The sequence below is a fragment of the Plantactinospora sp. KBS50 genome (assembly GCF_002285795.1).
Classification (GTDB): domain Bacteria; phylum Actinomycetota; class Actinomycetes; order Mycobacteriales; family Micromonosporaceae; genus KBS50.
Window position 1 is genome coordinate 4,135,618 of sequence record NZ_CP022961.1, and the last position, 25,457, is coordinate 4,161,074.

5 protein-coding genes and 3 pseudogenes are annotated in these 25,457 nt (G+C 75.0%); all 8 read left to right on the forward strand.

Annotated features, from left to right (window positions below; all coding sequences use genetic code 11):
- Window positions 1-71 precede the first annotated feature (71 nt).
- The 8 genes and pseudogenes from CIK06_RS31275 (at window position 72) to CIK06_RS31305 (ending at window position 25,414) form a co-directional block, all read left to right on the forward strand.
- The gene (locus CIK06_RS31275) at window positions 72-5,438 is read left to right on the forward strand and encodes a type I polyketide synthase (protein WP_157756826.1); all 5,367 of its coding nucleotides are present in this window, start codon (window positions 72-74) and stop codon (window positions 5,436-5,438) included.
- A gap of 62 nt (window positions 5,439-5,500) precedes the next feature.
- Window positions 5,501-8,218 (forward strand): annotated as a pseudogene (locus CIK06_RS31280) (polyketide synthase dehydratase domain-containing protein); the annotation flags it as partial.
- 147 nt (window positions 8,219-8,365) lie between these two features.
- Window positions 8,366-8,773: pseudogene (locus tag CIK06_RS32520) on the forward strand (SDR family NAD(P)-dependent oxidoreductase); the annotation flags it as partial.
- A gap of 77 nt (window positions 8,774-8,850) precedes the next feature.
- Window positions 8,851-9,306 (forward strand): annotated as a pseudogene (locus tag CIK06_RS31295) (beta-ketoacyl reductase); the annotation flags it as partial.
- A 192-nt stretch (window positions 9,307-9,498) separates the two neighbouring features.
- A complete protein-coding gene (locus tag CIK06_RS31935; RefSeq protein ID WP_255408609.1) occupies window positions 9,499-9,624 on the forward strand; it encodes a hypothetical protein in 126 nt (41 codons plus the stop codon).
- A gap of 69 nt (window positions 9,625-9,693) precedes the next feature.
- A complete protein-coding gene (locus CIK06_RS17965; RefSeq protein WP_232533701.1) occupies window positions 9,694-22,314 on the forward strand; it encodes a type I polyketide synthase in 12,621 nt (4,206 codons plus the stop codon).
- Entirely contained in the window at window positions 22,218-24,161 is a 1,944-nt protein-coding gene (locus tag CIK06_RS31300) for a polyketide synthase dehydratase domain-containing protein (RefSeq protein WP_157756828.1), read from the forward strand. The genes CIK06_RS17965 and CIK06_RS31300 overlap by 97 nt, the downstream gene beginning before the upstream one ends.
- Window positions 24,107-25,414 carry a beta-ketoacyl reductase gene (locus CIK06_RS31305; RefSeq protein ID WP_232534325.1) on the forward strand — a complete coding sequence of 436 codons (1,308 nt, stop codon included), beginning with the start codon at window positions 24,107-24,109 and terminating at the stop codon, window positions 25,412-25,414. The genes CIK06_RS31300 and CIK06_RS31305 overlap by 55 nt, the downstream gene beginning before the upstream one ends.
- The last annotated feature ends 43 nt before the right edge of the window (window positions 25,415-25,457 follow it).

Here is a 25,457-nt window from a genome sequence, read left to right on the forward strand (position 1 = left end):
CCTACACCGAGCGTGGTAGGGCCGGCGCGGGACGTCGCGTCGGCCAGCGTGCAACGGGAGGGGCCGCCACGATGACCGATGCGGACCGGCAGCCGACCGACGAACCGATCGCGGTGATCGGCATGGCCTGCCGGCTGCCGCAGGCGCCCGACCCGGACGCGTTCTGGCAGTTGCTGGCCACCGGCGGCGACGCCGTCACCGACGCACCCACGGACCGCTGGCCGGCCGAACGGCTCGCCGGCGCGGAGCCCGGCGCGCGGCGCGGCGGCTACCTGAGCGGTGTCGGTGGATTCGACGCCAGCTTCTTCGGCGTCGCACCCCGCGAGGCGCTCGCCATGGACCCGCAGCAGCGGCTGACCCTGGAGCTGGCCTGGGAGGCGCTGGAGGACGCCGCGATCGTCCCCGCCGACCTGCGGCACAGCGCCACCGGGGTGTTCGTGGGTGCCACCTGGGACGACTACGCCACGCTGACCGCCACGCCGGACGCCTCCCCGTACGCCATGACCGGCGTGAACCGGGCGATCATCGCCAACCGGGTGTCCTACACGCTCGGCCTGCTCGGCCCCAGCCTGACCGTCGACGCCGCCCAGGCCTCGTCGCTGGTCGCGGTCCAGCTCGCCGCCGCCAGCCTGCGCCGCGGCGAATCGACGCTGGCGCTGGCCGGCGGCGTCAACCTGATCCTGACGCCGGAGAGCATGCTGCGGGCCGCGGCTTTCGGCGGGCTCTCCCCCGACGGGCGCTGCCACACCTTCGACGCCCGGGCCAACGGCTTCGTCCGCGGCGAGGGCGGCGCCGTCGTCGTGCTGAAGCCGCTGGCCGCCGCGCTGGCCGACGGCGACCACGTCGTCTGCGTACTGCTCGGCGGGGCGACCAACAACGACGGCGGCACCGACGGGCTGACCGTGCCCAGCCGGCACGCCCAGGCCGGCGTCATCGCCGACGCCGTCGCCCGCTCCGGTCTCGCCGCCACCGACGTGCAGTACGTGGAACTGCACGGCACCGGCACCCGGGTCGGCGACCCGATCGAGGCCGCCGCGCTCGGCGACGCGCTCGGCACCGCCCGGCCGGCCGGCGACCCGCTGGTCGTCGGCTCGGCGAAGACCAACGTGGGCCACCTGGAGGGCGCCGCCGGCATCACCGGCCTGATCAAGGTGGCACTGAGCATCCGGCACCGCCAACTGCCGCCGAGCCTGCACTTCCGCACCGCCAACCCGCAGCTCCGGCTCGACGAGGCCGGCCTGGCGGTCCGCACCGGCCACGGCCCGTGGCCGCACCCCGGGCAGCGGCTGGTCGCCGGGGTGAGCGCCTTCGGCATGGGCGGGACCAACTGCCACCTGATCCTCGCCGAACCGCCCCGCACCGAACCGCCCGCCGCCACGACCGCCGAGCCCGCGACCGAGGCCGCCGCGCCGCGGATCGCCACCGCCCTGACCCCGTGGATCGTCTCCGGACAGTCCGGCGCCGCCCTGCGGGCCCAGGCCGGCCGGCTGCGCTCCTGGGCCGACCGCCACCCGGAGCACACCCCCGGCGAGGTCGGCCGGGAACTGGCCACCTCGCGCAGCACGTTCCGCCACCGCGCCGTCCTGATCGCCGAGGACCTGCCCGGCCTCACCGCCCGGCTGGACGCGCTGGCGGCCGGCGAGGACGCCGAGGGGCTGGTACAGGGATCCGCCGCCCCGGGCCGGGTCGCCTTCGTCTTCCCCGGGCAGGGCTCGCAGTGGCCGCTGATGGCCCGGGAACTGCTCGACACCTCCGCGGTGTTCCGCGAGCGGATCGAGGCCTGCGCCGCCGCCCTGGAACCGCACGTGGACTGGCGGCTGCTGGACGTGCTGCGCGGCGACCCGGACGCACCGCCGCTGACCCGGGTCGACGTGGTCCAGCCGACGCTGTTCGCGATGATGGTCTCGCTGGCCCGGCTCTGGGAGTCGTTCGGGGTCCGGCCCGCCGCCGTCGTCGGCCACTCGCAGGGCGAGATCGCCGCCGCGCACATCGCCGGGGCGCTCTCGCTGGCCGACGCGGCGAAGGTGGTGGCGCTGCGCGCCCGCGCGCTGGCCACCATCGCCGGCACCGGCGGCATGGCCGCCATCCCGCTGCCCCCGGCCGAGGTCACGGCCCGGATCGCGGGCTGGGGCGACCGGCTCACCATCGCCGCCGAGAACGGGCCGTCGTCCACCGTCGTCGCCGGCGACAGCACGGCCGTGGACGACCTGGTCGCGGCCTGCCAGGCCGAGGAGATCCGGGCCCGCCGGGTGCCGGTCGACTACGCCTCGCACTCGCCGCACGTCGAGCCGGTACGCGAGCAACTGCTGCGCGACCTCGCCGAGGTGACACCGGTGTCGTCGCCCGTCGCGTTCTACTCGACGCTCACCGGCGGGCTGCTCGACACCGCCAACCTCGACGCGGACTACTGGTACGAGAACCTGCGCCGGCCGGTCCGGCTGGAACCGGCCGTCCGCGCCCTGGCCGCCGCCGGGCACCGGGTGTTCGTCGAGTGCAGCCCGCACCCGGTCCTGGTCGCCGGCGTGCAGGAGACCGTCGCCGGCCTGGCCGGTGAGGACGGGGACGACGCCGAACCCCTGGTGGTGGGCTCGCTGCGCCGCGACCACGGCGCGTGGCAGCGGATGCTGGACGCGCTGGCCCAGGCGTACACCCGCGGGGTCGGCGTCGACTGGCGGGCGTTCTTCGCCGGGCGTCCGGCGGCTCGGGTGCCGCTGCCGACGTACGCGTTCCAGCGCCGCGACTACTGGCCCTCGGTGACGGCGCCGGCGGCGCCGGCCGCGGCCGGCGCGGCGCTGCCGGCCGACGAGCCGGAGCCGGTGGCCGACGGATGGGCCGACCGGATCCGCGCCCTGCCGCCCGCCGACCGGGACCGCCGGCTGCGCGAGCTGGTCCAGCGCACCGTGGCCATCGTGCTCGGGCACAGCGCGCCGGACGAGGTCGACCTCGGCCGGGCCTTCAAGGACCTCGGCTTCGAGTCGGCCGCCGCGGTGGAACTGCGCAACCGGCTGGCCCGGATCACCGGGCTGCGGCTGCCCAGCAGCCTGCTCTTCGACCATCCGACCCCGGCGGCGCTGGTGCGGCACCTGCGGGCGGGCGCGCTCGGCGAGAACGACGCCCCGGTGCTCGACCGCGCGGCGAGCGCGGCCCACGACGGCGACCCGATCGCCGTGGTGGGCATGGCCTGCCGGTTCCCCGGCGGCGCGGACACCCCGGAAGCGCTCTGGGGCCTCGTCGCGGCCGGCGCGGACGCGATCGGCGACTTCCCCACCGGTCGCGGCTGGGACGACATCCACGACCCGGACCCCGGCGCGCACGGCAGGACGTACGTCCGGGAGGGCGGCTTCCTCCACGACGCGGACCGTTTCGACGCGGAGTTCTTCGGGATCAGCCCGCGGGAGGCGCTGGCCGTCGACCCGCAGCAGCGACTGCTGCTGGAAACCTCGTGGGAGGCGCTGGAACGCGCCGGCATCGACCCGGCGGCCCTGCACGGCAGCCGGACCGGGGTGTTCGCCGGCTGCATGGCCTCCGGTTACGGGCCGCAGCTGCACGAGGCGCCGGAGCAGCTCGGCGGCTACCTGCTGACCGGCAGCTCGGGCAGCGTCGCGTCGGGCCGGATCGCCTACACGTTCGGTCTGGAGGGTCCGGCGGTCACCGTCGACACCGCCTGCTCGTCGTCGCTCGTCGCCATGCACCTGGCGGCGCAGGCGCTGCGCGGCGGGGAGTGCGACCTGGCCCTGGCGGGCGGCGCCACCATCATGGCCGGGCCGGGCATGTTCATCGAGTTCAGCCGGCAGCGCGGCCTCGCGCCGGACGGGCGGTGCAAGTCCTTCTCCGCCGCCGCGGACGGCACCGCCTGGGCCGAGGGCGCCGCCATGCTCCTGCTCGAACGGCTCTCCGACGCCCGACGCAACAACCACCCGATCCTCGCCGTGGTGCGCGGGTCGGCGGTCAACCAGGACGGCGCCAGCAACGGGCTCACCGCCCCGAACGGACCGTCCCAGCAGCGGGTCATCCGGCAGGCCCTGGCCAACGCCCGACTCACCTCCTCCGACGTGGACGCCGTCGAGGCACACGGCACCGGCACCACCCTGGGCGACCCGATCGAAGCCCAGGCACTACTGGCCACCTACGGCCAGAACCGACCAGCGAACCAACCACTCTGGCTCGGCTCCATCAAGTCCAACATCGGCCACACCCAGGCCGCCGCCGGCGCCGCCGGAATCATCAAGATGATCCTCGCCATGCGGCACCACCAACTGCCGCAGACCCTGCACGTCGACGAACCCTCCCCACACATCGACTGGACAACCGGCGAAGTCACCCTGCTCACCCAGCCCCAACCCTGGCAACGCAACGGCCACCCACGCCGCGCCGGGGTGTCCTCGTTCGGCATCAGCGGCACCAACGCACACATCATCATCGAAGAACCACCCGCCCCCGCCGACGAACCGGAGCAGCCGGCGACGGAGCCCCGGCCGGAGCAGGCCGGGTCGGAGCCGCAGTCCGGCGGTCCGGAGCCGGTCGGCGCGCCGCTGCCCTGGCTGCTGTCGGCCAAGACCCCCGCCGCGCTCACCGAACTGGCCACCCGACTCGCCACCGTCGTCCCCGACCGCAACAACGACGACGTCGCCCACACCCTCGCCCGCCGCACCCAACACACCCACCGCGCCGTCATCCTCGCCGACCACCACGACGCCCTAGCCGCCCTCGCCGCCGGCGACCAACACCCCGCTCTGGTGCGCGGCACCGCCCGACCGGTGGGGAAGGTCGCCTTCCTGTGCACCGGCCAGGGCAGCCAACACCCCGACATGACCCACCACCACGACGACCCGGTGTTCATCGCCGCGTTGGACACCGTCTGCGCCGAGTTGGACAAGCACCTCGACCGGCCCTTGCGCCAGGTCATGTCCGACCCCGACCTGATCAACGAAACCCGCTACACCCAGCCGGCGCTGTTCGCCCTACACATCGCCCAACACGCCCTGGTCACCAGCTGGGGAATCACCCCCGACTACCTCACCGGACACTCCATCGGCGAACTCTCCGCCGCCCACCTCGCCGGCATCCTCTCGCTGGCCGACGCCGCGCTACTGGTCACCACCCGCGGACGACTCATGCAAACAGCCACCCCCGACGGCCTCATGACCGCCATCGAAGCCACCGAAACAGAACTCGCCCCCATGCTCGACCCGAAGCTCGTCAGCATCGCCGGACTCAACTCCCCCACCAACACCGTCATCTCCGGCCACCCCGACACCGTCACCGCCATCGCCGACCACTGGGCCAAACTCGGACGACGAACCAAACGGCTCACCACCTCACACGCCTTCCACTCCCCCACATGGATTCGATCCTGGCCGAATTCCAGGAGATCGCCGCCACCGTCACCTACCACCCGGCACGGATCCCGATCATCTCCAACCAGACCGGCGACGTAGCCCCCACCACCGACGCCACCTACTGGACCCGACACATCCGCAACACCGTCCGCTACACCGACATGATCACCACCCTGCACAACGCGGGCGTCACCACCTACCTGGAACTCGGACCCGACAACACCCTCACCACCCTCACCACCGCATGCCTCCCCCACGACACCACCGCCACCATCACCACCGCCCACCTCGGCCACCACACCCACGCCACCCTCCACACCACCGGCCACCCCACCACCTGGACCACCACCACCCCCACCGGCCGGCACACCGAGCTACCCACCTACCCGTTCCAACGCCAGCCGTACTGGCTGAACCGGCCGGAGAGCACCGACCCGGCCGGGCTGGGCCTGGCCGTCAGCGAGCACCCGATCCTGGTCGCCGCCACCGACCTGCCCGACGGCGGTCAACTGTTCAGCGGGCGGGTGTCCCTACAGACCCACCCGTGGCTGGCCGACCACGCCATCGACGACGCGGTGCTGCTGCCGGCCACCGCGTTCGCCGACCTCGCTTTGCACGCCGCCGACCAGGTCGGCGGCGGCCGGGTGGACGAACTCACCCTGCACGCGCCGCTGCGGCTGCCGGTCCCGGGCGGCGTACGCATCCAGGTGCACCTGGCGCCCGCGGACGGCGACGGACGCCGGGCGCTGACCATCCGGGCGCGGGTGGCGGACGGGCCGTGGGTGCGGCACGCCGACGGCCTGCTGCTGACCGAGGCCGGCGACGGCACGTCCGCCGTGCCCGCGGACGGCGGCGCCGCGACCGCGGTCCCCTGGCCGCCCGCCGGGGCCACCCCGGTCGGCCTGGACGACCTCTATCCGGCGCTGGCGGCCCGCGGCTACCACTACGGTCCGGCCTTCCGCGGGCTGACCGCCCTGTGGCGGCGCGGCGACGACGTCCTCGCCGAGGTACGCCTGCCGGAGGCGGAGCGGGCCGCCGCCGGCCGGTTCCCGGTGCACCCGGCGCTGTTCGACGCGGCGCTGCACGCCATCCTGGCCACCGCCGAGCGGGCCGCCACGGCCACCGCCGATCCCGGCGCCACCACCGGCGCCACCACCGACGCCGACGCCGGTCCGGACGGTGCCGGGGAGCTGCTGCTGCCGTTCGCCGTGACCGGGTTGCGCTGGCACGCCGGCGGCGCGACCGCCCTGCGGGTCGAGCTGCGCCCGGCCGGCACCCACGCGTACGCGCTGAGCGCCGCCGACCACACCGGCCAGCCGGTCTTCGACGTCGAGTCGCTCGCGCTGCGGCCGGTCCCCCGGCACCGGCTCGCCGAGACGCCGCGGGACCGGGACGGCCTCTACCGGCTCGGCTGGGTGCCGGCCGGACCGGCCGCAGCCGGCGCCCCCGACGCGCCGTGGGCCGTCCTCGGCGACGACGCCGAACTGTTCGGCGCGCTCGCCGACAGCGGCGTGGCCGTCCGCGACTACCGGGACCTGGGAACGCTTGCCGCGGCGGTCCGCACCGGTGGCCCGATGTCCACCGTGGTGCTCTCGGCCACCCCGCCCAGCGTCCCGGGCGAGGACCCGGTCGCGGGCGCCCACCGGCACACCGTCGAAACCCTCACCCTGTTGCGGGGCTGGCTGGACAACCACGCCTTCGGCGGGTCGCGGCTGGTCGTCCTCACCCGCAACGCGGTCTCCGTTGCGGGCGCCGACACCGCCCCGGACCTGGGGACCGCGCCGATCTGGGGGCTGATCCGCGCCGCCCAGATCGAGCATCCCGGCCGGTTCACGCTGCTGGACGTGGACGGGCGGCCGGAGTCGTACCGGAGCCTGGTCCCGGCCGTGACCAGCGGCGAACCGCAGGCGGCGGTCCGCGAGGGAGCGGTGCTGGTGCCCCGGCTGGCCCCGGTGACGCCGCAGACCACGCTCGCGGCCCCCGCCAGCGACCGCGGCTGGCGGGTGGACGTGCGCGAGCGCGGCTCGCTGGAGAGCCTGGCCCTGCTGCCCAACCCGGACGCGGACCGGCCGCTCGGCCCCGGCGAGGTGCGGATCGCGGTCCGGGCGGCCGGCCTGAACTTCCGGGACGTGGCGCTGGCCCTGGGCATGATCCCCGAGCACACGGTGCTCGGCCTGGAGGGTGCCGGCGTGGTGGTCGAGACCGGGCCGGGCGTCACCCGGTTCGCGGCCGGCGACCGGGTACTGGGGCTGCTGACCGGCGCGTTCGCACCGGTCGCGGTCACCGACGAGCACACCCTCGCCCCGATGCCGGCCGGTTGGACGTACGCGCAGGCGGCCACGGTGCCGGTGGTGTTCCTGACCGCCTGGTACGGCCTCGTCGAGCTGGCCGGCCTGCGCCGCGACGAGCGGGTGCTGGTGCACGCGGCGGCCGGCGGCGTCGGCATGGCCGCGGTGCAACTGGCCCGGCACCTCGGCGCCGAGGTGTACGGCACCGCCAGCCCCGGCAAGTGGCAGGCGCTGCACGAGCAGGGGCTTCCGGAGTCCCGGATCGCCTCCTCGCGCAGCCTCGACTTCGCCGACCGGATCCTGGCGGCCACCGGTGACGCCGGGGTCGACGTGGTCCTCGACTGTCTGGCCCGCGAGTTCGTCGACGCCTCGCTGCGCCTGCTGCCGCGCGGCGGCCGGTTCATCGAGCTGGGCAAGACCGACATCCGCGATCCGGAGGCGGTCGCCGCCGCGCATCCCGGCGTCGCCTACCAGGCGTTCGACCTGCTGGCGCTGCCCCCGGAGCGGATCGGGGCGATGCTGGACCGGTTGATGCCGCTGTTCGCGGACGGCACCCTGCGACCGCTGCCGGCGACCGGCTGGGATGTCCGGCAGGCGCCGGAGGCGTTCCGCTTCCTGGCCCAGGCCCGGCACGTCGGCAAACTGGTGCTGACCGTGCCCCGGCCGCTGGACCCGGAGGGCACCGTACTGGTCACCGGCGGGACCGGTGGGGTGGGCGCGCTGGTGGCCCGGCACCTGGTGACCCGGCACGGGATCCGGCGGCTGCTGCTGGCCAGCCGCCGCGGCGGCGCCGCGGACGGCGCCGACGACCTGGTCGCCGAGCTGACCGGCCTGGGCGCGCAGGTGTCGGTGATCGCCGCCGACCTCGCCGAACCCGCCGCGGTCCGGGCGCTGCTGGCCGCCGTGCCGGCGGCGCACCCGCTGACCGCCGTGATCCACGCCGCCGGCGTGGCCGCGGACGGGACCGTCGAGCGGCTGACGGCCGACGCCGTCACGGCCACGCTGCGCCCCAAGGCGGACGCGGCGTGGCTGCTGCACGAGCTGACCCGCGACGCCGAGCTGGCCGAGTTCGTGCTCTTCTCCTCGGCGGTCGGCACGTTCGGCAATGCCGGGCAGGCCAACTACGCCGCCGCGAACGCGTTCCTGGACGCGCTCGCGGCCCACCGGCAGGCGGCCGGACTGCCGGCCACGGCGCTGGCCTGGGGGTCTGGGCCGGCCTGGGCATGGCCGGCCGGCTGGACGAGGCCGACCTGCTGCGGTTGGCCCGCACCGGCATCACCGCCCTCACCGCGCAGGAAGGGCTGGCGCTCTTCGACGCGGCCCGGGAGACGAGCCTGCCGACGGTGGTGCCGACCCGGCTGGATCTCGCCGCGCTGCGGCTGCACCCGGACGCGGTGCCGCCGATCCTGCGCGGCATCGTCCGGCCGGCGGCCCGCCGCGCGGCCGGACCCACCGCGGCCGACGACTCGCCGACGGCCGCCTGGGCACGCCGGCTGGCAGGGCTTCCCCTCACCCAACGGCACGGCCTCCTGCTCGACCTGGTCCGCACCGAGGCCGCCACGATCCTCGGGCACGCCGGCGCGGGCGCGGTCGACGGCGACCGGTCGTTCAAGGAGGCCGGGTTCGACTCGCTCTCCGCCGTCGAGCTGCGCAACCGGCTCGGCACCGCCGTCGGGCTGCGGCTGCCCACGACGCTCACCTTCGACCGGCCCACCCCGGCCGCCGTCGCCGAACTGCTGCTGGCCGAGCTGGCCGGGGAGGACGCGCCGCCGCCGGCACTGGCCGAGCTGGACCGGCTGGAGGCCGCCGTCCGGCAGTCGCCGCCGGACCAGCGGCTGCGCGAGGCCCTCGTCGCCCGCGTCGAGGACCTGTTGTACGCGCTGCGCCGGACCGGGGACCCGGAGCAGGACCTGACCGCGGCCGTGCACGAACGGATCGACTCGGCCACCGACGACGAGATCTTCGACTTCATCGACAACGAGCTCGACGCGATCTGATCCGCCGCCCCGCTGAAGGACATGAGGTTGTTCGTGAACGAGGAAAAGCTTCGCGATTATCTGAAGCGCGTGACGGCGGACCTTGCCCAGGCCCGGCGGCAGCTGCGCAAGGCGGAGGCCGACCGGCAGGAGCCGATCGCCATCGTGGGCATGGCCTGCCGGTTCCCCGGCGGCGCGGACACCCCCGAGGCGCTGTGGTCGCTGGTCGAGGGCGGCGTGGACGCGATCGGCGGCTTCCCGGTCACCCGCGGCTGGGACACCGACGGCCTCTACGACCCGGACCCGGGCGCGGCCGGCAAGACGTACGCCCGGCACGGCGGCTTCCTCTACGACGCCGAGCGTTTCGACGCGGAGTTCTTCGGGATCAGCCCGCGGGAGGCGCTGGCCATCGACCCGCAGCAGCGGCTGCTGCTGGAAACCTCGTGGGAGGCGCTGGAACGCGCCGGCATCGACCCGGCGACCCTGCACGGCAGCCGGACCGGGGTGTACGTCGGGGCGATCAGCCAGGAGTACGCGTCGCTCTGCTACACCGGCGGGGCGGACGTCGACGGGTACGTCCTGACCGGGACCACGACGAGCGTGGCCTCGGGTCGGATCGCCTTCTCGCTCGGCCTGGAGGGTCCGGCGGTCACCGTCGACACGGCCTGCTCCTCCTCGCTGGTGGCCATGCACCTGGCGGCGCAGGCGCTGCGCGGCGGGGAGTGCACGCTGGCCCTCGCCGGCGGCGCCACCATCATGGCCGGGCCGGGCATGTTCATCGAGTTCAGCCGGCAGCGCGGCCTCGCGCCGGACGGCCGGTGCAAGTCCTTCTCCGCCACCGCCGACGGCACCGCCTGGGCCGAGGGCGCCGCGATCCTGCTGCTGGAGCGGCTCTCCGACGCCCAGCGCAACAACCACCCCATCCTCGCCGTCATCCGCGGGTCGGCCGTGAACCAGGACGGCGCCAGCAACGGCCTGACGGCCCCCAACGGGCCGTCCCAGCAGCGCGTCATCCGGCAGGCCCTGACCAACGCCCGACTCGAACCCGCCGACGTGGACGCCGTCGAGGCGCACGGCACCGGCACCACGTTGGGCGACCCGATCGAGGCGCAGGCGCTGCTGGCGACGTACGGTCAGGACCGGCCGGCGGACCGGCCGCTGTGGCTGGGCTCGCTGAAGTCGAACATCGGCCACGCGCAGGCCGCCGCCGGCATCGGCGGCGTGATCAAGATGGTCCAGGCCATGCGGAACGGCGTACTGCCCAAGACGCTGCACGTCGACACCCCGTCCCCGCACGTGGACTGGACCGCCGGAAACGTCGCGCTGCTGACCGAGGCCCAGCCGTGGACCCCCGACGGCCGATCGCGCCGGGCCGGGGTGTCCTCGTTCGGCATCAGCGGCACCAACGCGCACGTCATCCTCGAAGAGGCACCCGCCCCCGCCGACGAACCGGAGCAGCCGGCGACGGAGCCGGCACCCGCCGGTGCGCCGGCGCCGTGGCTGCTGTCCGGCCGTACCCCGCGGGCGCTCCAGGAATCCGCCGTACGGCTGCGCGACCACCTGGACGGACACGACAGCGACGGCGACGACGTCGCCCACACCCTCGCCCGGCGTGCCCAACACACCCACCGCGCGGTCATCCTCGCCGACCACCGGGACGCCCTGAACGCCCTCGCCGCCGACACCGCACACCCGTCCCTGGTACGCGGCACCGCCCGACCGGTGGGGAAGGTCGCCTTCCTGTGCACCGGCCAGGGCAGCCAACACCCCGACATGGCCAACCACCACGACGACCCGGTCTTCGTCGCCGCGTTGGACACCGTCTGCGCCGAGTTGGACAAGCACCTCGACCGACCGTTGCGCCAGGTCATGTCCGACCCCGACCTGATCAACGAAACCCGCTACACGCAGCCGGCCCTGTTCGCCCTGCACATCGCCCAACACGCCCTGGTCACCAACTGGGGAATCACCCCCGACTACCTCACCGGACACTCCATCGGCGAACTCTCCGCCGCACACCTCGCCGGCATCCTCACCCTCCCCGACGCCGCGCTACTGGTCACCACCCGCGGACGACTCATGCAAACAGCCACCCCCGGCGGCCTCATGACCGCCATCGAAGCCACCGAAACAGAACTCGCCCCCATGCTCGACCCGAAACTGGTCAGCATCGCCGGACTCAACTCCCCCACCAACACCGTCATCTCCGGCCACCCCGACACCGTCACCGCCATCGCCGACCACTGGACCAAACTCGGACGACGAACCAAGCGGCTCACCACCTCACACGCCTTCCACTCCCCCCACATGGACCCCATCCTGGCCGAATTCCAGGCCATCGCCGCCACCGTCACCTACCACCCGGCACGGATCCCGATCATCTCCAACCAGACCGGCGACGTAGCCCCCACCACCGACGCCACCTACTGGACCCGACACATCCGCGAAGCCGTCCGCTACACCGACATGATCACCACGCTGCACAACGCGGGCGTCACCACCTACGTGGAACTCGGACCGGACAAGACCCTCAGCGCCCTCACCACCGCATGCCTCCCCCACGACACCACGGCCACCATCACCACCGCCCACCTCGGCCACCACGCCCACGCCACCCTCCACAACGCCGGCCACCCGACCACCTGGACCACCACCACCCCCACCGGCCGGCACACCGAACTACCCACCTACCCGTTCCAACAGCAGACGTTCTGGCTCGACGCCTCCGACACCCCGCGCAGCGCGGCCAGCCTCGGCCAGGGCGCCGCGACGCACCCGCTGCTGCACGCCGAGGTGGAGCTTCCCGAGGGCAACGGCCACCTCTTCACCAGCCGGATCTCGGCCCGCACCGACCCGTGGATCGCCGAGCACGCCGTACACGGGTCGCTGATCGTGCCCGGCGCCGCGTTCGTGGGCATGCTGCTGCACGCCGGCGACCGGGTCGGCTGCGACCTGATCGAGGAGCTGACCCACCACGTCTTCCTGGCCGTACCCGAGCGGGGCGCGCTGCACCTGCGGGTCTCGGTGGAGGCGGCCGACGACGCCGGCCGGCGCGCGTTCAGCGTCCACTCCCGGTCCGAGGACGCGGCGCCCGGCACGGACTGGACCCGGCACGCCACCGGCGTGCTAGCCGTCGCCGACCCGGACGCGCAACCGGCCGGGCTGACCGAGTGGCCGCCGCCGGGCGCGGCGATCGACGTCGCGGACCTCTACCAGCGACTGGCCGGCGCCGGCTTCGGCTACGGCCCGCTCTTCCTGGGCCTGCGGGCGGCCTGGCGGGACGGCGACACCATCTACGGTGAGGTGTCGCTGCCGGACGGGGCCGACCCGGGCGACTTCGGCCTGCACCCCGGCCTGCTGGACTCGGCGCTGCACCCGATCGCGGTCGGCTCGGCGCTGCGCCCCGAGGACGACCCGGACGCCGGCCAGGTGCGGGTCCCGTTCACCTGGGGTGGGATCGCGCTGCACGCGGTCGGCGCCGACACGCTGCGGGTCCGGATCACCGTGTCCGGGCTGGACCGGCTGGCGCTGACCATCGCCGACGGCACCGGTGCACCGGTGGCGACCGTCGACTCGCTGATCACCCGCCCGGTGTCGGCCGCGCAACTGGCCGCCTCCCGGCCGGACACCGGCCTGCCGCTGTACGGCGTCGACTGGGTGCCCCGGCCGGGTCCGGGTGCCACCGAAGGCGCCGCGGTGGAGCTGCTGCCGGAGGGCGGGTGGCCCGCGGAACCGGCGGACCGGATCGCCGTACGGGTGCCGCCCGGTGCCCGCCCCGACCACGGGCCGGTCGCGGACGTCCTGGGGCTCCTTCAGCGCTGGCTCGACGCGCCCCGGCCGGCCGAGGCCCGTCTGCTGCTGCTGACCCGGGGCGCGGTCTCGACCCGTACCGGGGAGGACGTCGCCGACCTGGTCGGCGCCGCCGTCTGGGGTCTGGCCCGCAGCGCCCAGACCGAGCACCCCGGCCGCATCGTCCTGATCGACACCGACGCCGACGCCAACGACGACCCGGACGCCGACCTGCTCGCCCGGCTCGCCGACGGCGACGAACCGCAGGTCGCCCTGCGCGACGGCCGGGTCCTGGCACCCCGGGTGACCGCCACGACCGGCGGCGCCCCGACCGGGCTCGACCCGGACGGCACCGTCCTGATCACCGGCGGCACCGGCGCGCTCGGCGCGCTGCTGGCCACCCACCTGGTCAGCCGGCACGGCGTCACCCGGCTGCTGCTCACCGGCCGCCGCGGACCCGACGCCCCCGGCGCCGCCGCGCTGCGGGCCGCCCTCACCGGCCTGGGCGCGCACGTCGACATCGCCGCCTGCGACCTCACCGACCGCGACCGGGTCGCCGACCTGCTCGCCGCCGTCCCCGCCGCGCACCCGCTGACCGCCGTGGTGCACGCCGCCGGGGTGCTGCGGGACGCCGCGCTCACCTCGCTCACGCCGGAGCACCTGGACGCGACGCTGTCGGCCAAGGTGGACTCGGCGTGGCATCTGCACGAGCTGACCGCCGGTTCGGAGCTGGCCGCGTTCGTGCTCTACTCGTCGATCGCCGGGACGCTCGGCACCGCCGGGCAGGGCAACTACGCGGCCGCGAACGCCGCGCTGGACGGGCTTGCCGCGCACCGGCACGCGCACGGGCTGCCGGCGGTCTCCCTCGCCTGGGGGCTGTGGGCGCCCACCGGGGACGACGGGATGAGCGCCTCCCTGGACGAGGCGGCGGCGGCCCGGGTCGCCCGGGGCGGGATCGTCCCGCTCAGCGCGGCGGAAGGGCTCGGACTCTTCGACGCGGCGCTGGCCGCCGACCGGCCCACGCTGGTGCCGGCCCGGCTGGATCTGGTGGCACTGCGGCGGCGGGCCGACGACGGCGAGCTGCCGGCCATCCTCCGCGGTCTGGTGCGCACCCCGGCCCGGCGGGCGGCCCGCGCCGCTCAGGCCGGCGGTGACGAGCTGCGCCGGCAGTTGGCCGGCCGGCCGGAGCCGGAGCGGCGGCGGATCCTGACCGACCTGGTCTGCGCGCAGGTGGCGGGCGCGCTCGGGCACGCCTCGGCGGCCACCGTGGACGCCGACCGGCAGTTCCAGGAGCTCGGCTTCGACTCGCTGAGCGCGATCGAGTTCCGGACCCGGCTGGGCAGGGCGGCCGGGCTGACCCTGCCCGCGACGCTGATCTTCGACTATCCGACCCCGGCGGCGCTCGGCGCCCACCTGACCGCCGAGCTGTCGGAGGCGACCGCCGACGCGCCGGTCCGCAGTGTCCGGCGGACCCGGACCGGCGACGACGAGGCGATCGCGATCGTCGGCATGGCCTGCCGGTTCCCGGGCGGCGCGGACACCCCGGAGGCGCTGTGGGACCTGGTCGCGGGTGGGGTGGACGCGGTCGGCGGCTTTCCGGCGAGCCGGGGTTGGGACACCGACGAGCTCTACGACCCGGACCCGGACGCCGGCGGCAGGACGTACGTGCGGGAGGGCGGCTTCGTCTACGACGCCGAACACTTCGACCCGGAGTTCTTCGGGATCAGCCCGCGGGAGGCGCTGGCCATCGACCCGCAGCAGCGGCTGCTGCTGGAAACCTCGTGGGAGGCGCTGGAACGCGCCGGCATCGACCCGGCGACGCTGCGCGGCACCGCCACCGGCGTCTTCGCCGGCGTCTCCGCCCAGGAGTACGTCTCGCTCTGCCACACCGGTTCGGAGGGGGTGGAGGGCTACCTGCTGACCGGGACCACCACCAGCGTGGCGTCCGGCCGGGTCGCCTACACGTTCGGCCTGGAGGGTCCGGCGGTCACCGTCGACACGGCCTGCTCGTCCTCCCTGGTGGCCATGCACCTGGCCGGGCAGGCGCTGCGCGGCGGGGAGTGCGACCTCGCGCTCGCCGGCGGCGCGACCATCATGGCCGGGCCGGGCATGTTCATCGAGTTCAGCCGGCAACGCGGCCTCGCCCCGGACGGGCGGGCGAAGTCCTTCGCGGCCGGCGCGGACGGCACCGCCTGGGCCGAGGGCGCCGCCATGCTCCTGCTCGAACGGCTCTCCGACGCCCAGCGCAACAACCACCCCATCCTCGCCGTGATCCGCGGCTCGGCGGTCAACCAGGACGGCGCCAGCAACGGGCTGACCGCGCCCAACGGTCCCGCGCAGCAGCGGGTGATCCGGCAGGCCCTCGCGAACGCCCGACTCGAACCCGCCGACGTGGACGCGGTCGAGGCGCACGGCACCGGCACCACCCTCGGCGACCCGATCGAGGCGCAGGCGCTGCTGGCGACGTACGGGCAGGACCGGGCCGCGGACCAGCCGCTCTGGCTCGGCTCGCTGAAGTCGAACATCGGCCACGCGCAGGCCGCCGCCGGCATCGGCGGCGTGATCAAGATGGTGCAGGCCATGCGGCACGGCCGGCTTCCGCGGACCCTGCACGTCGACGAGCCGTCCCCGCACATCGACTGGTCGGCCGGCGAGGTCGCGCTGCTGACCGAGGCGCGGGCCTGGCCGGAGACCGGCCGGCCCCGCCGGTCCGCGGTGTCGTCGTTCGGCATCAGCGGCACCAACGCGCACCTCATCCTGGAGCAGGGCACGCCCCCGGCGGCGCCGTCCGGCAAGGACACGGCCGGGTCGCCGTGGCTGCTGTCCGGCCACACCCCGGAGGCGCTGCGGGACAACGCCGTACGGCTGCGCGACCACCTGGACGGGTTGGCCGACGCCGACATCGCGCACACCCTGGCCCGGCGTGCCCAGCACACCCACCGCGCGGTGATCCTCGCCGACCACCACGACGCCCTGGCCGCTCTGGCGGCCGACACTCCACACCCCGCTCTGGTACGCGGCACCGCCCGACCCGCCGGGAAGGTCGCCTTCCTCTGCACCGGCCAGGGCAGCCAACACCCCAACATGACCAACAACGACGATCCCGTGTTCGTCGCCGCGTTGGACACCGTCTGCGCCGAACTGGACAAACACCTCGACCGGCCGTTGCGCCAGGTCATGTCCGACCCCGACCTGATCAACGAAACCCGCTACACCCAGCCCGCCCTGTTCGCCCTACACATCGCCCAACACGCCCTGGTCACCAACTGGGGAATCACCCCCGACTACCTCACCGGACACTCCATCGGCGAACTCTCCGCCGCACACCTCGCCGGCGTGCTCTCGCTGGCCGACGCCGCGCTACTGGTCACCACCCGCGGACGACTCATGCAAACAGCCACCCCCGGCGGCCTCATGACCGCCATCGAAGCCACCGAAACAGAACTCGCCCCCATGCTCGACCCGAAGTTGGTCAGCATCGCCGGACTCAACTCCCCCACCAACACCGTCATCTCCGGCGACCCCACCACCGTCACCCAGATCGCCGACCACTGGGCCAAACTCGGACGGCGAACGAAGAAGCTCACCACCTCACACGCCTTCCACTCCCCCCACATGGACCCGATCCTCGACCAGTTCCAGGAGATCGCCGCCACCGTCACCTACCACCCGGCACGGATCCCGGTCATCTCCAACCAGACCGGCGACACCGCCCCCACCACCGACGCCACCTACTGGACCCGACACATCCGCAACACCGTCCGCTACACCGACATGATCACCACGCTGCACAACGCGGGCGTCACCACCTACCTGGAACTCGGACCCGACAGGACCCTCAGCGCACTCACCACCGCATGCCTCCCCCACGACACCACGGCCACCATCACCACCGCCCACCTCGGCCACCACGCCCACGCCACCCTCCACAACGCCGGACACCCGACCACCTGGACCACCACCACCCCCACCGGCCGGCACACCGAGCTACCCACCTACGCCTTCCAGCACCGGCCGTTCTGGCTCGCCGCACCGGCGACCACGCGCAACCCGAGCAGCCTCGGCCAGCACGAGGCCACCCACCCGCTGCTCCAGGCCGAAGTGGAGCTTCCCGACGGCGACGGCCGGCTCTACACCGGGCGGATCTCCCGGCGCACCCACCCGTGGCTGGTCGAGCACGCCGTACACGGCACCGTGGTCCTGCCCGGGGTCGCGTTCATCGACCTGCTGCTGGAGGTCGCCGACCGGATCGGCGCGGCGGCGATCGACGAGCTGACCCACCACGTCTTCCTGGCCGTACCCGAGCGGGGCGCGCTGCACCTGCGGGTCAGCACGGGCGCCGCGGAGGGCGGACGGTGGAGCTTCACCGTCCACTCCCGACCGGAGGACGCCGCACCGGGCACCGGCTGGACCCGGCACGCCAGCGGTACGCTCACCGCCGAGGCGCCCCGGCCCGCCGAGACACTGACCGCGTGGCCGCCGGCCGACGCGTCCCCGTTGGACACCGACAGCTTCTACCGGGAGTTCGCCGAGCGCGGCTACCACTACGGGCCGCTGTTCCAGGGAATGCGGGCCGCGTGGCGGGACGGCGAGACGATCTACGCCGAGACCGCGCTGCCCGAGGGGACCGGGCCGGAGGCGTACGGCGTGCACCCCGCCCTCTTCGACTCCTCGCTGCACCCGGTGAACTTCCGCTACGACGGCGGGACGGTGCGGCTGCCGTTCTCCTGGACCGGCGTCAGCCGGCACGCCGTCGGCGCCAGCACGCTGCGGATCCGGGTCGCCCCGACCGGGCCGGACACGGTGTCGCTGCTGATGGCCGACCCGACCGGTGCCCCCGTACTGGCGGTCGGCGCCCTCACCATGCGGCCGGTGTCGCCGGAGCAGTTGGCCGCGTCCCGTCCGGACGCCCGGCCGCCGCTCTACCGCCTCGCCTGGACCGCCGCGCCCACGGTGACCGGGACCACCGCGCCGGCGCTGGCCGTGCTCGGCGCGCCGGATGCCGCACCGGCGGGGGTACCGGTCCACCCGGATCCGGCGGCGCTCGCCGACGCGGGCGCCGTACCCCCGATCGTGCTGGCGCCGGTGCCGGCCGCCGCCGGCCCGGACGACCACGCGCCGATCCGGGCGGCGCTCGGCCTGGTCCGCGGCTGGCTGGCCGACGAACGGCTGGACGGCAGCCGGCTGGTGCTCGTCACCCGGGGCGCGATCGCGACCCAGGACGCCGAGGACGTCACCGACCTGCCCGCGGCGGCGGTGTGGGGTCTGCTGCGCAGCGCCCAGACCGAGCATCCCGGCCGGTTCGTGCTCGTCGACGCGGACGCCGCACCCGCCGGCCTGCCGCTGGAACTCCTGGCCGAAACGCTGGGCGGCGACGAGCCGCAGCTCGCGCTCCGCAACGGCCATGCCTTCGTCCCCCGGCTGGTCGGCACCGACCGCCCTGCCGACCCGGCGACCGAGGGCCGGTTCGACCCGGCCGGCACCGTCCTGATCACCGGCGGCACCGGGGCGCTGGGCGCGCTGCTGGCCCGCCACCTGGTCACCCGGTACGGCGTCCGCCGGCTGCTGCTGACCAGCCGCCGCGGACCGGACGCGCCCGGCGCCGACCGGCTGATCGCCGAACTGGCGGAACTGGGCGCGCACGCCGAGGTCGCCGCCGCCGACACCGGTGACGGGGACCGGCTCGCCGCCCTGCTCGCCGCGATCCCGGACACCCACCCGCTGACCGCGGTGATCCACGCCGCCGGGGTGCTGCGGGACGCCACCGTCGGCGCGCTCGACGACGACGGCCTCGCCGCGGTGCTGGGGCCGAAGGCCGACGGCGCGTGGCACCTGCACCGGCTGACCGCGGACCGGCCGCTGGCCGCGTTCGTGCTCTACTCCTCGGTGGCCGCCACCATCGGCAGCGCCGGGCAGGCCAACTACGCCGCCGCGAACGCCTACCTGGACGGGCTTGCCGCGCACCGGCACGCGCACGGGCTGCCGGCGACCTCGCTCGCCTGGGGGCTGTGGGCGCCCACCGAGGGCGGCGGCATGGGTGCGGCGTTGCAGGACGCCGACTCCACCCGGATCGGCCGCACCGGCGTACTGCCGCTGCCCGCCGCCGAGGCGCTCGCGCTCTTCGACGCCGCGCTGGCCACCGAGGCGCCGGCCGCGGTCCCCGCGCTGTTCGACCACGGCACGTTGCAGTCCCGGGCCGCCGCCGGCAGCCTGCCCGCGGTCTTCCGGGCGCTGGTCCGGGTCCCGCAGCGGCGGGCCGCCACCGACGCCGGGACCGGCGGCGCGGCGCTGCGCCGTCAACTGGCCGGGCAGCCGGCGGCCGAGCAACTGCGTACCGTCGTGCGGTTGGTCCGCTCCCGGGTCGCCGAGGTGCTCGGCCACCGCGACGCGGACCGGATCGACGCGTCCCGCGCGCTGCTGGAAATGGGCCTGGACTCGCTGACCGCGGTGGAGTTCCGCAACACGCTGAGCGCGGCGACGGGGCTGCGGCTGCCGGCCACGCTGGTGTTCGACTACCCGACCCCGGCCGCGATCGCCGAGTTCGTGCACGGGCGGCTCGCCGACGTACCCGCGGACCGGGCCGTCGCCGTGGCACCCGCCCGCGCCGCGGGCCTCGACGACGAGGCGATCGCGATCGTCGGCATGGCCTGCCGGTTCCCGGGCGGCGCGGACACCCCGGAGGCGCTGTGGGATCTGCTGGCCGGCGGGGTCGACGCGGTCGACACCTTCCCGGCCAGCCGCGGCTGGGACGTCGACGACCTCTACGACCCCGATCCGGACGCCAGCGGCAAGACCTACGTCCGGCACGGCGGCTTCCTGCGGGACGCGGAGCGGTTCGACCCGGAGTTCTTCGGGATCAGCCCGCGGGAGGCGCTGGCCATCGACCCGCAGCAGCGGCTGCTGCTGGAAACCTCGTGGGAGGCGCTGGAACGCGCTGGCATCGACCCGGCGACGCTGCGCGGCACCGCCACCGGCGTCTTCGCCGGCGTCTCCGCCCACGAGTACCTGTCGCTGCTGCACACCGGCGGCGAGGGCGTCGAGGGTCATCTGCTGACCGGGACCACCACCAGCGTCGCGTCGGGCCGGATCGCCTACACGTTCGGCCTGGAGGGGCCGGCGGTCACCGTCGACACCGCCTGCTCGTCGTCGCTTGTCGCCATGCACCTGGCCGGGCAGGCGCTGCGCGGCGGGGAGTGTGACCTGGCCCTGGCCGGCGGCGCGGCGGTGATGGCCACCCCGGGCATGTTCGTCGAGTTCAGCCGGCAGCGCGGCCTCGCGCCGGACGGCCGGTGCAAGTCCTTCTCCGCCACCGCCGACGGCACCGCCTGGGCCGAGGGCGCCGCGATCCTGCTGCTCGAACGGCTCTCCGACGCCCGGCGCAACGGGCATCCGATCCTGGCCGTGGTGCGCGGGTCGGCCGTGAACCAGGACGGCGCCAGCAACGGGCTCACCGCCCCGAACGGACCGTCCCAGCAGCGGGTCATCCGGCAGGCCCTCGCCAACGCCCGCCTCGAAACCTCCGACGTGGACGCCGTCGAGGCGCACGGCACCGGCACCTCCCTCGGCGACCCGATCGAAGCCCAGGCACTGCTGGCCACCTACGGGCAGGACCGGCCGGCGGACCGGCCGCTCTGGCTCGGCTCGATCAAGTCGAACATCGGCCACGCGCAGGCCGCCGCCGGCATCGGCGGCGTGATCAAGATGGTGCAGGCCATCCGCAACGAGACGTTGCCGCGGACCCTGCACGTCGACGAGCCCTCGCCGCACGTCGACTGGTCGGCCGGTGAGGTCGCCCTGTTGACCGAGGCGCGACCGTGGCAGCGCAACGGGCATCCGCGCCGCGCCGGCATCTCGTCCTTCGGCATCAGCGGCACCAACGCGCACCTCATCCTCGAAGAGGCCCCACCCGCGGACGAGAAGCCAGCGAAGCCGGAGCCGGCCGGGCCGGAGCAGGCCGGGTCGGAGCAGGCCGGGTCGGAGCCGCAGTCCGGCGGTCCGGAGCCGGTCGGCGCGCCGGCGCCGTGGCTGCTGTCGGCGAAGACCCCCGCCGCGCTCACCGAACTGGCCACCCGACTCGCCACCGTCGTCCCCGACCGCAACAACGACGACGTCGCCCACACCCTCGCCCGCCGCACCCAACACACCCACCGCGCCGTCATCCTCGCCGACCACCGGGACGCCCTGAACGCCCTCGCCGCCGACACTCCACACCCCGCTCTGGTACGCGGCACCGCCCGACCGGTGGGGAAGGTCGCCTTCCTGTGCACCGGCCAGGGCAGCCAACACCCCGACATGACCCACCACCACGACGACCCGGTGTTCATCGCCGCGTTGGACACCGTCTGCGCCGAGTTGGACAAGCACCTCGACCGGCCCTTGCGCCAGGTCATGTCCGACCCCGACCTGATCAACGAAACCCGCTACACCCAGCCGGCGCTGTTCGCCCTACACATCGCCCAACACGCCCTGGTCACCAGCTGGGGAATCACCCCCGACTACCTCACCGGACACTCCATCGGCGAACTCTCCGCCGCCCACCTCGCCGGCATCCTCTCGCTGGCCGACGCCGCGCTACTGGTCACCACCCGCGGACGACTCATGCAAACAGCCACCCCCGGCGGCCTCATGACCGCCATCGAAGCCACCGAAACAGAACTCGCCCCCATGCTCGACCCAGACAAGGTCAGCATCGCCGGACTCAACTCCCCCACCAACACCGTCATCTCCGGCGACCCCACCGCGGTCACCGCCATCGCCGACCACTGGACCAAACTCGGACGACGAACCAAGCGGTTGACCACCTCACACGCCTTCCACTCCCCCACATGGATTCGATCCTGGCCGAATTCCAGGAGATCGCCGCCACCGTCACCTACCACCCGGCCCACACCCCGGTCATCTCCAACCAGACCGGCGACGTAGCCCCCACCACCGACGCCACCTACTGGACCCGACACATCCGCGAAGCCGTCCGCTACACCGATATGATCACCACGCTGCACAACGCGGGCGTCACCACCTACGTGGAACTCGGACCCGACAACACCCTCACCACCCTCACCACCGCCTGCCTCCCCGACGACCACCAGTCCACCGTCGTCCCCACCAACGAACCCGCACGAACCCGCGCCCACCTGCACGTCCACGGACACCACCTGACCATCCCCACCACCCCCGGCCAACACACCGACCTCCCCACCTACCCCTTCCAACGCCAGCTCTACTGGCTGCGCCCGGCCGCCACCGGCACCGCCACCAGCCTCGGCCTGGCCACCGCCGACCACCCGCTGCTGTCGGCCGCGACCGAACTGCCGGACGGCGGCCACCTGTTCACCGGCCGGATCGGCCTCGCCAGCCACGCGTGGCTGGCCGACCACGCCATCCACGACGCGGTCCTGCTCCCGGCGACCGGCTTCGTCGAGCTGGCGTTGTACGCCGCCGACCAGGCCGGGGCGGAGGGCCTGGGCGAGCTGACGTTGCAGGCGCCGCTGATCCTGCCCGCGCAGGGCGCGGTCCAACTGCGGGTGCAGGTCGGCCCGGCCGGGGACGACGGCGACCGGACGATCGCCATCCACTCCCGGCCGGAGAAGGCACCGGCCGGGACCGGCTGGACCACCCACGCCACCGGCACCGCCGGCGGCACCGGCACCGCCGCGCCGGAGGACACCACCCCGGCGCCGGGCGCCGAGACCGTACGGCTCGACGGCCTGTACGACGCGCTGGCGGTCCGCGGCTACGGCTACGGGTCCCGCTTCCGCGGCCTGGAGGCGGTGTGGCGGGACGGCGAGACGCTCTACGCCGACGTCGCGCTGCCGGCCGGGGTGGACCCGGCCGGGTTCGGCGTACACCCGGCCCTGCTGGACGCGGCCCTGCACCCGATGCTGCTGGACGTCGCCGGGCGCGACAACGGCGCGGACGGGGAGATCCTGCTGCCGTTCGCGTGGAGCGGCGTGACCCTGCACGCGACCGGGGCCACCCGGTTCCGGCTGCGGGTGACCCCGATCGGTCCGGACACGGTGCGCCTGACCGCGGTGGACGGCACCGGCGCCCCGGTGGTACGGGTGGAGTCGCTGACCGCCCGGCCGGTCACCCGGGCGCAGATCGCCGACGCCCGGGTCACCGTCGCCGATCCGCTCTACGCGACGACCTGGACCGCGGACGGGGCCGGTGCGGACGGGCCGGACCGGATCGGCGCGCTGCGGGAGTTCCCGGGCGCGACGGTCTACCGGGATCCGAAGGAGGTGGCCGGGGACACCGGCCGGCCGCCGGTGGTGCTGGCCGTCGTGCCGCCCGGCCGGACCGCCGCCGACCGCGGGCCGGCCGAGGATGTCCTGCGGCTGGTGCAGGACTGGCTCGCCGACGACCGGCTGGCCGACACCCGGTTGGCGGTCGTCACCACCGGGGCGGTCTGCACCCGTACCGGGGAAGATGTTTCTGATCTTGCGGCGGCGGCGGTCTGGGGCTGGTCCGGACCGCGCAGAGCGAGCACCCGGACCGGTTCTGGCTGCTGGACTCGGACGTTCCGGCAGCGGCGCTGCCGGCGGCCCTGCTCCGGCGGGCGCTGGCCGGCGTGGAGCCGCAGCTGGCGATCCGGGCCGGGGAGATCCTGCTGCCCCGGCTGGCCGCCGTGCCGCCGGCCCACGGCGACGCGCCCGCGGCCGGCGGGGACGCGGCCGGCGGCGGGAACGCGGCGGCGCTGGACCCTGACGGCACCGTGCTGGTCACCGGCGGCACGGGCGCGCTCGGCGCGCTGCTGGCCCGGCACCTGATCACCGCGCACGGCGCGCGGCGGCTGCTGCTGACCGGCCGGCGCGGGCCGGCCGCCCCCGGCGCCGCGCAACTGCGGGCCGAACTGTCCGCGCTCGGCGCCGAGGTCACCATCGCCGCCTGCGACGCCGCGGACCGGGACGAACTGGCGGCGCTGCTGGCCGGACACCGGCTGACCGCGGTGGTACACGCGGCCGGGGTGCTGGACGACGGCGTGCTCACCGACCTGAACCCGCCGCGGCTGGCCAACACGATGCGCCCCAAGGTGGACGCGGCGTGGCACCTGCACGAGCTGTCCCAGGGGCACGACCTGGCCGCGTTCGTCGTGTACTCGTCGGTCTCCGGGGTGCTGGGCGGCCCGGGGCAGGCGAACTACGCGGCCGCGAACGCCTGGCTGGACGGCCTCGCCGCGTACCGGCACGCCCGCGGGCTGCCCGCCACCTCGCTGGCCTGGGGGCTCTGGGCTGCGGGCATGGGTGGCACCCTCGACCCGGCCGGCGCGGCCCGGATCGCGGCCTCCGGCGTGCTGCCGCTGACCACCGAGCAGGGGCTGGCGTTCTTCGACGCCGCGCTGCGGCTGCCGGAGCGGCCCGCCCTGGTCGCGGCCCGGCTCGACCTGGCCCGGCTGCGCGGCCGGGCATCGGCGGGACCGGTGCCGCCGCTGCTGCGCGGCCTGGTCCGGGCGCCGGCCCGGCGGAGCGCCCAGACGGCCGCGGCGGACGCCGAGGCGCTGTCCCGGCGGCTGGCGACGCTCCCCGACGACGACCGGCGCCGGGTCCTGCTGGACCTGGTCCGCGGCACGATGGCCGCCGCGCTCGGGCACGACCGGCCGGAGAGCATCGAGGCCGAGCGCGGCTTCCTGGACATGGGCTTCGACTCGCTGACCGCGGTGCAGTTCCGCAACCGGCTGGCCGGGGCGGTGGGCGTACGGCTGCCGGCCACCATCCTGTTCGACTACCCGACGCCGACCGCGCTGGCCGGACACCTGCTGGGCCGGATCGTCCCGGCGCCGGCCGCGGCCGGGCCCGCCGGACCGCCGACGGACGGCTCGGTGCTGGCGGACCTGGACCGGCTGGAGGCCCGGATGCCCGGCCTGCTGCCGGACGCGCTCGGCCCGCTCGCCACCCGCCTGCAGACCCTGCTCGCCCGGGTGCACGCCGCCCGCGGCAACGGCGCGTCGGTCGCCGACCGCATCGACACCGCCAGCGACGACGAGATGTTCGACCTGATCGACAAAGAGCTCGGCATCTCCTGACGTGACACCGCTCAGCACGCCGGATCCGGAGGAATGAAGGTTC

Bases quoted from the DNA above. Each gene is read 5' to 3' on its own strand.
- CIK06_RS31275 (WP_157756826.1), top strand. From the start codon at position 72: ATGACCGATGCGGACCGGCAGCCGACCGACGAACCGATCGCGGTGATC.
- CIK06_RS31300 (WP_157756828.1), top strand. From the start codon at position 22,218: ATGGATTCGATCCTGGCCGAATTCCAGGAGATCGCCGCCACCGTCACC.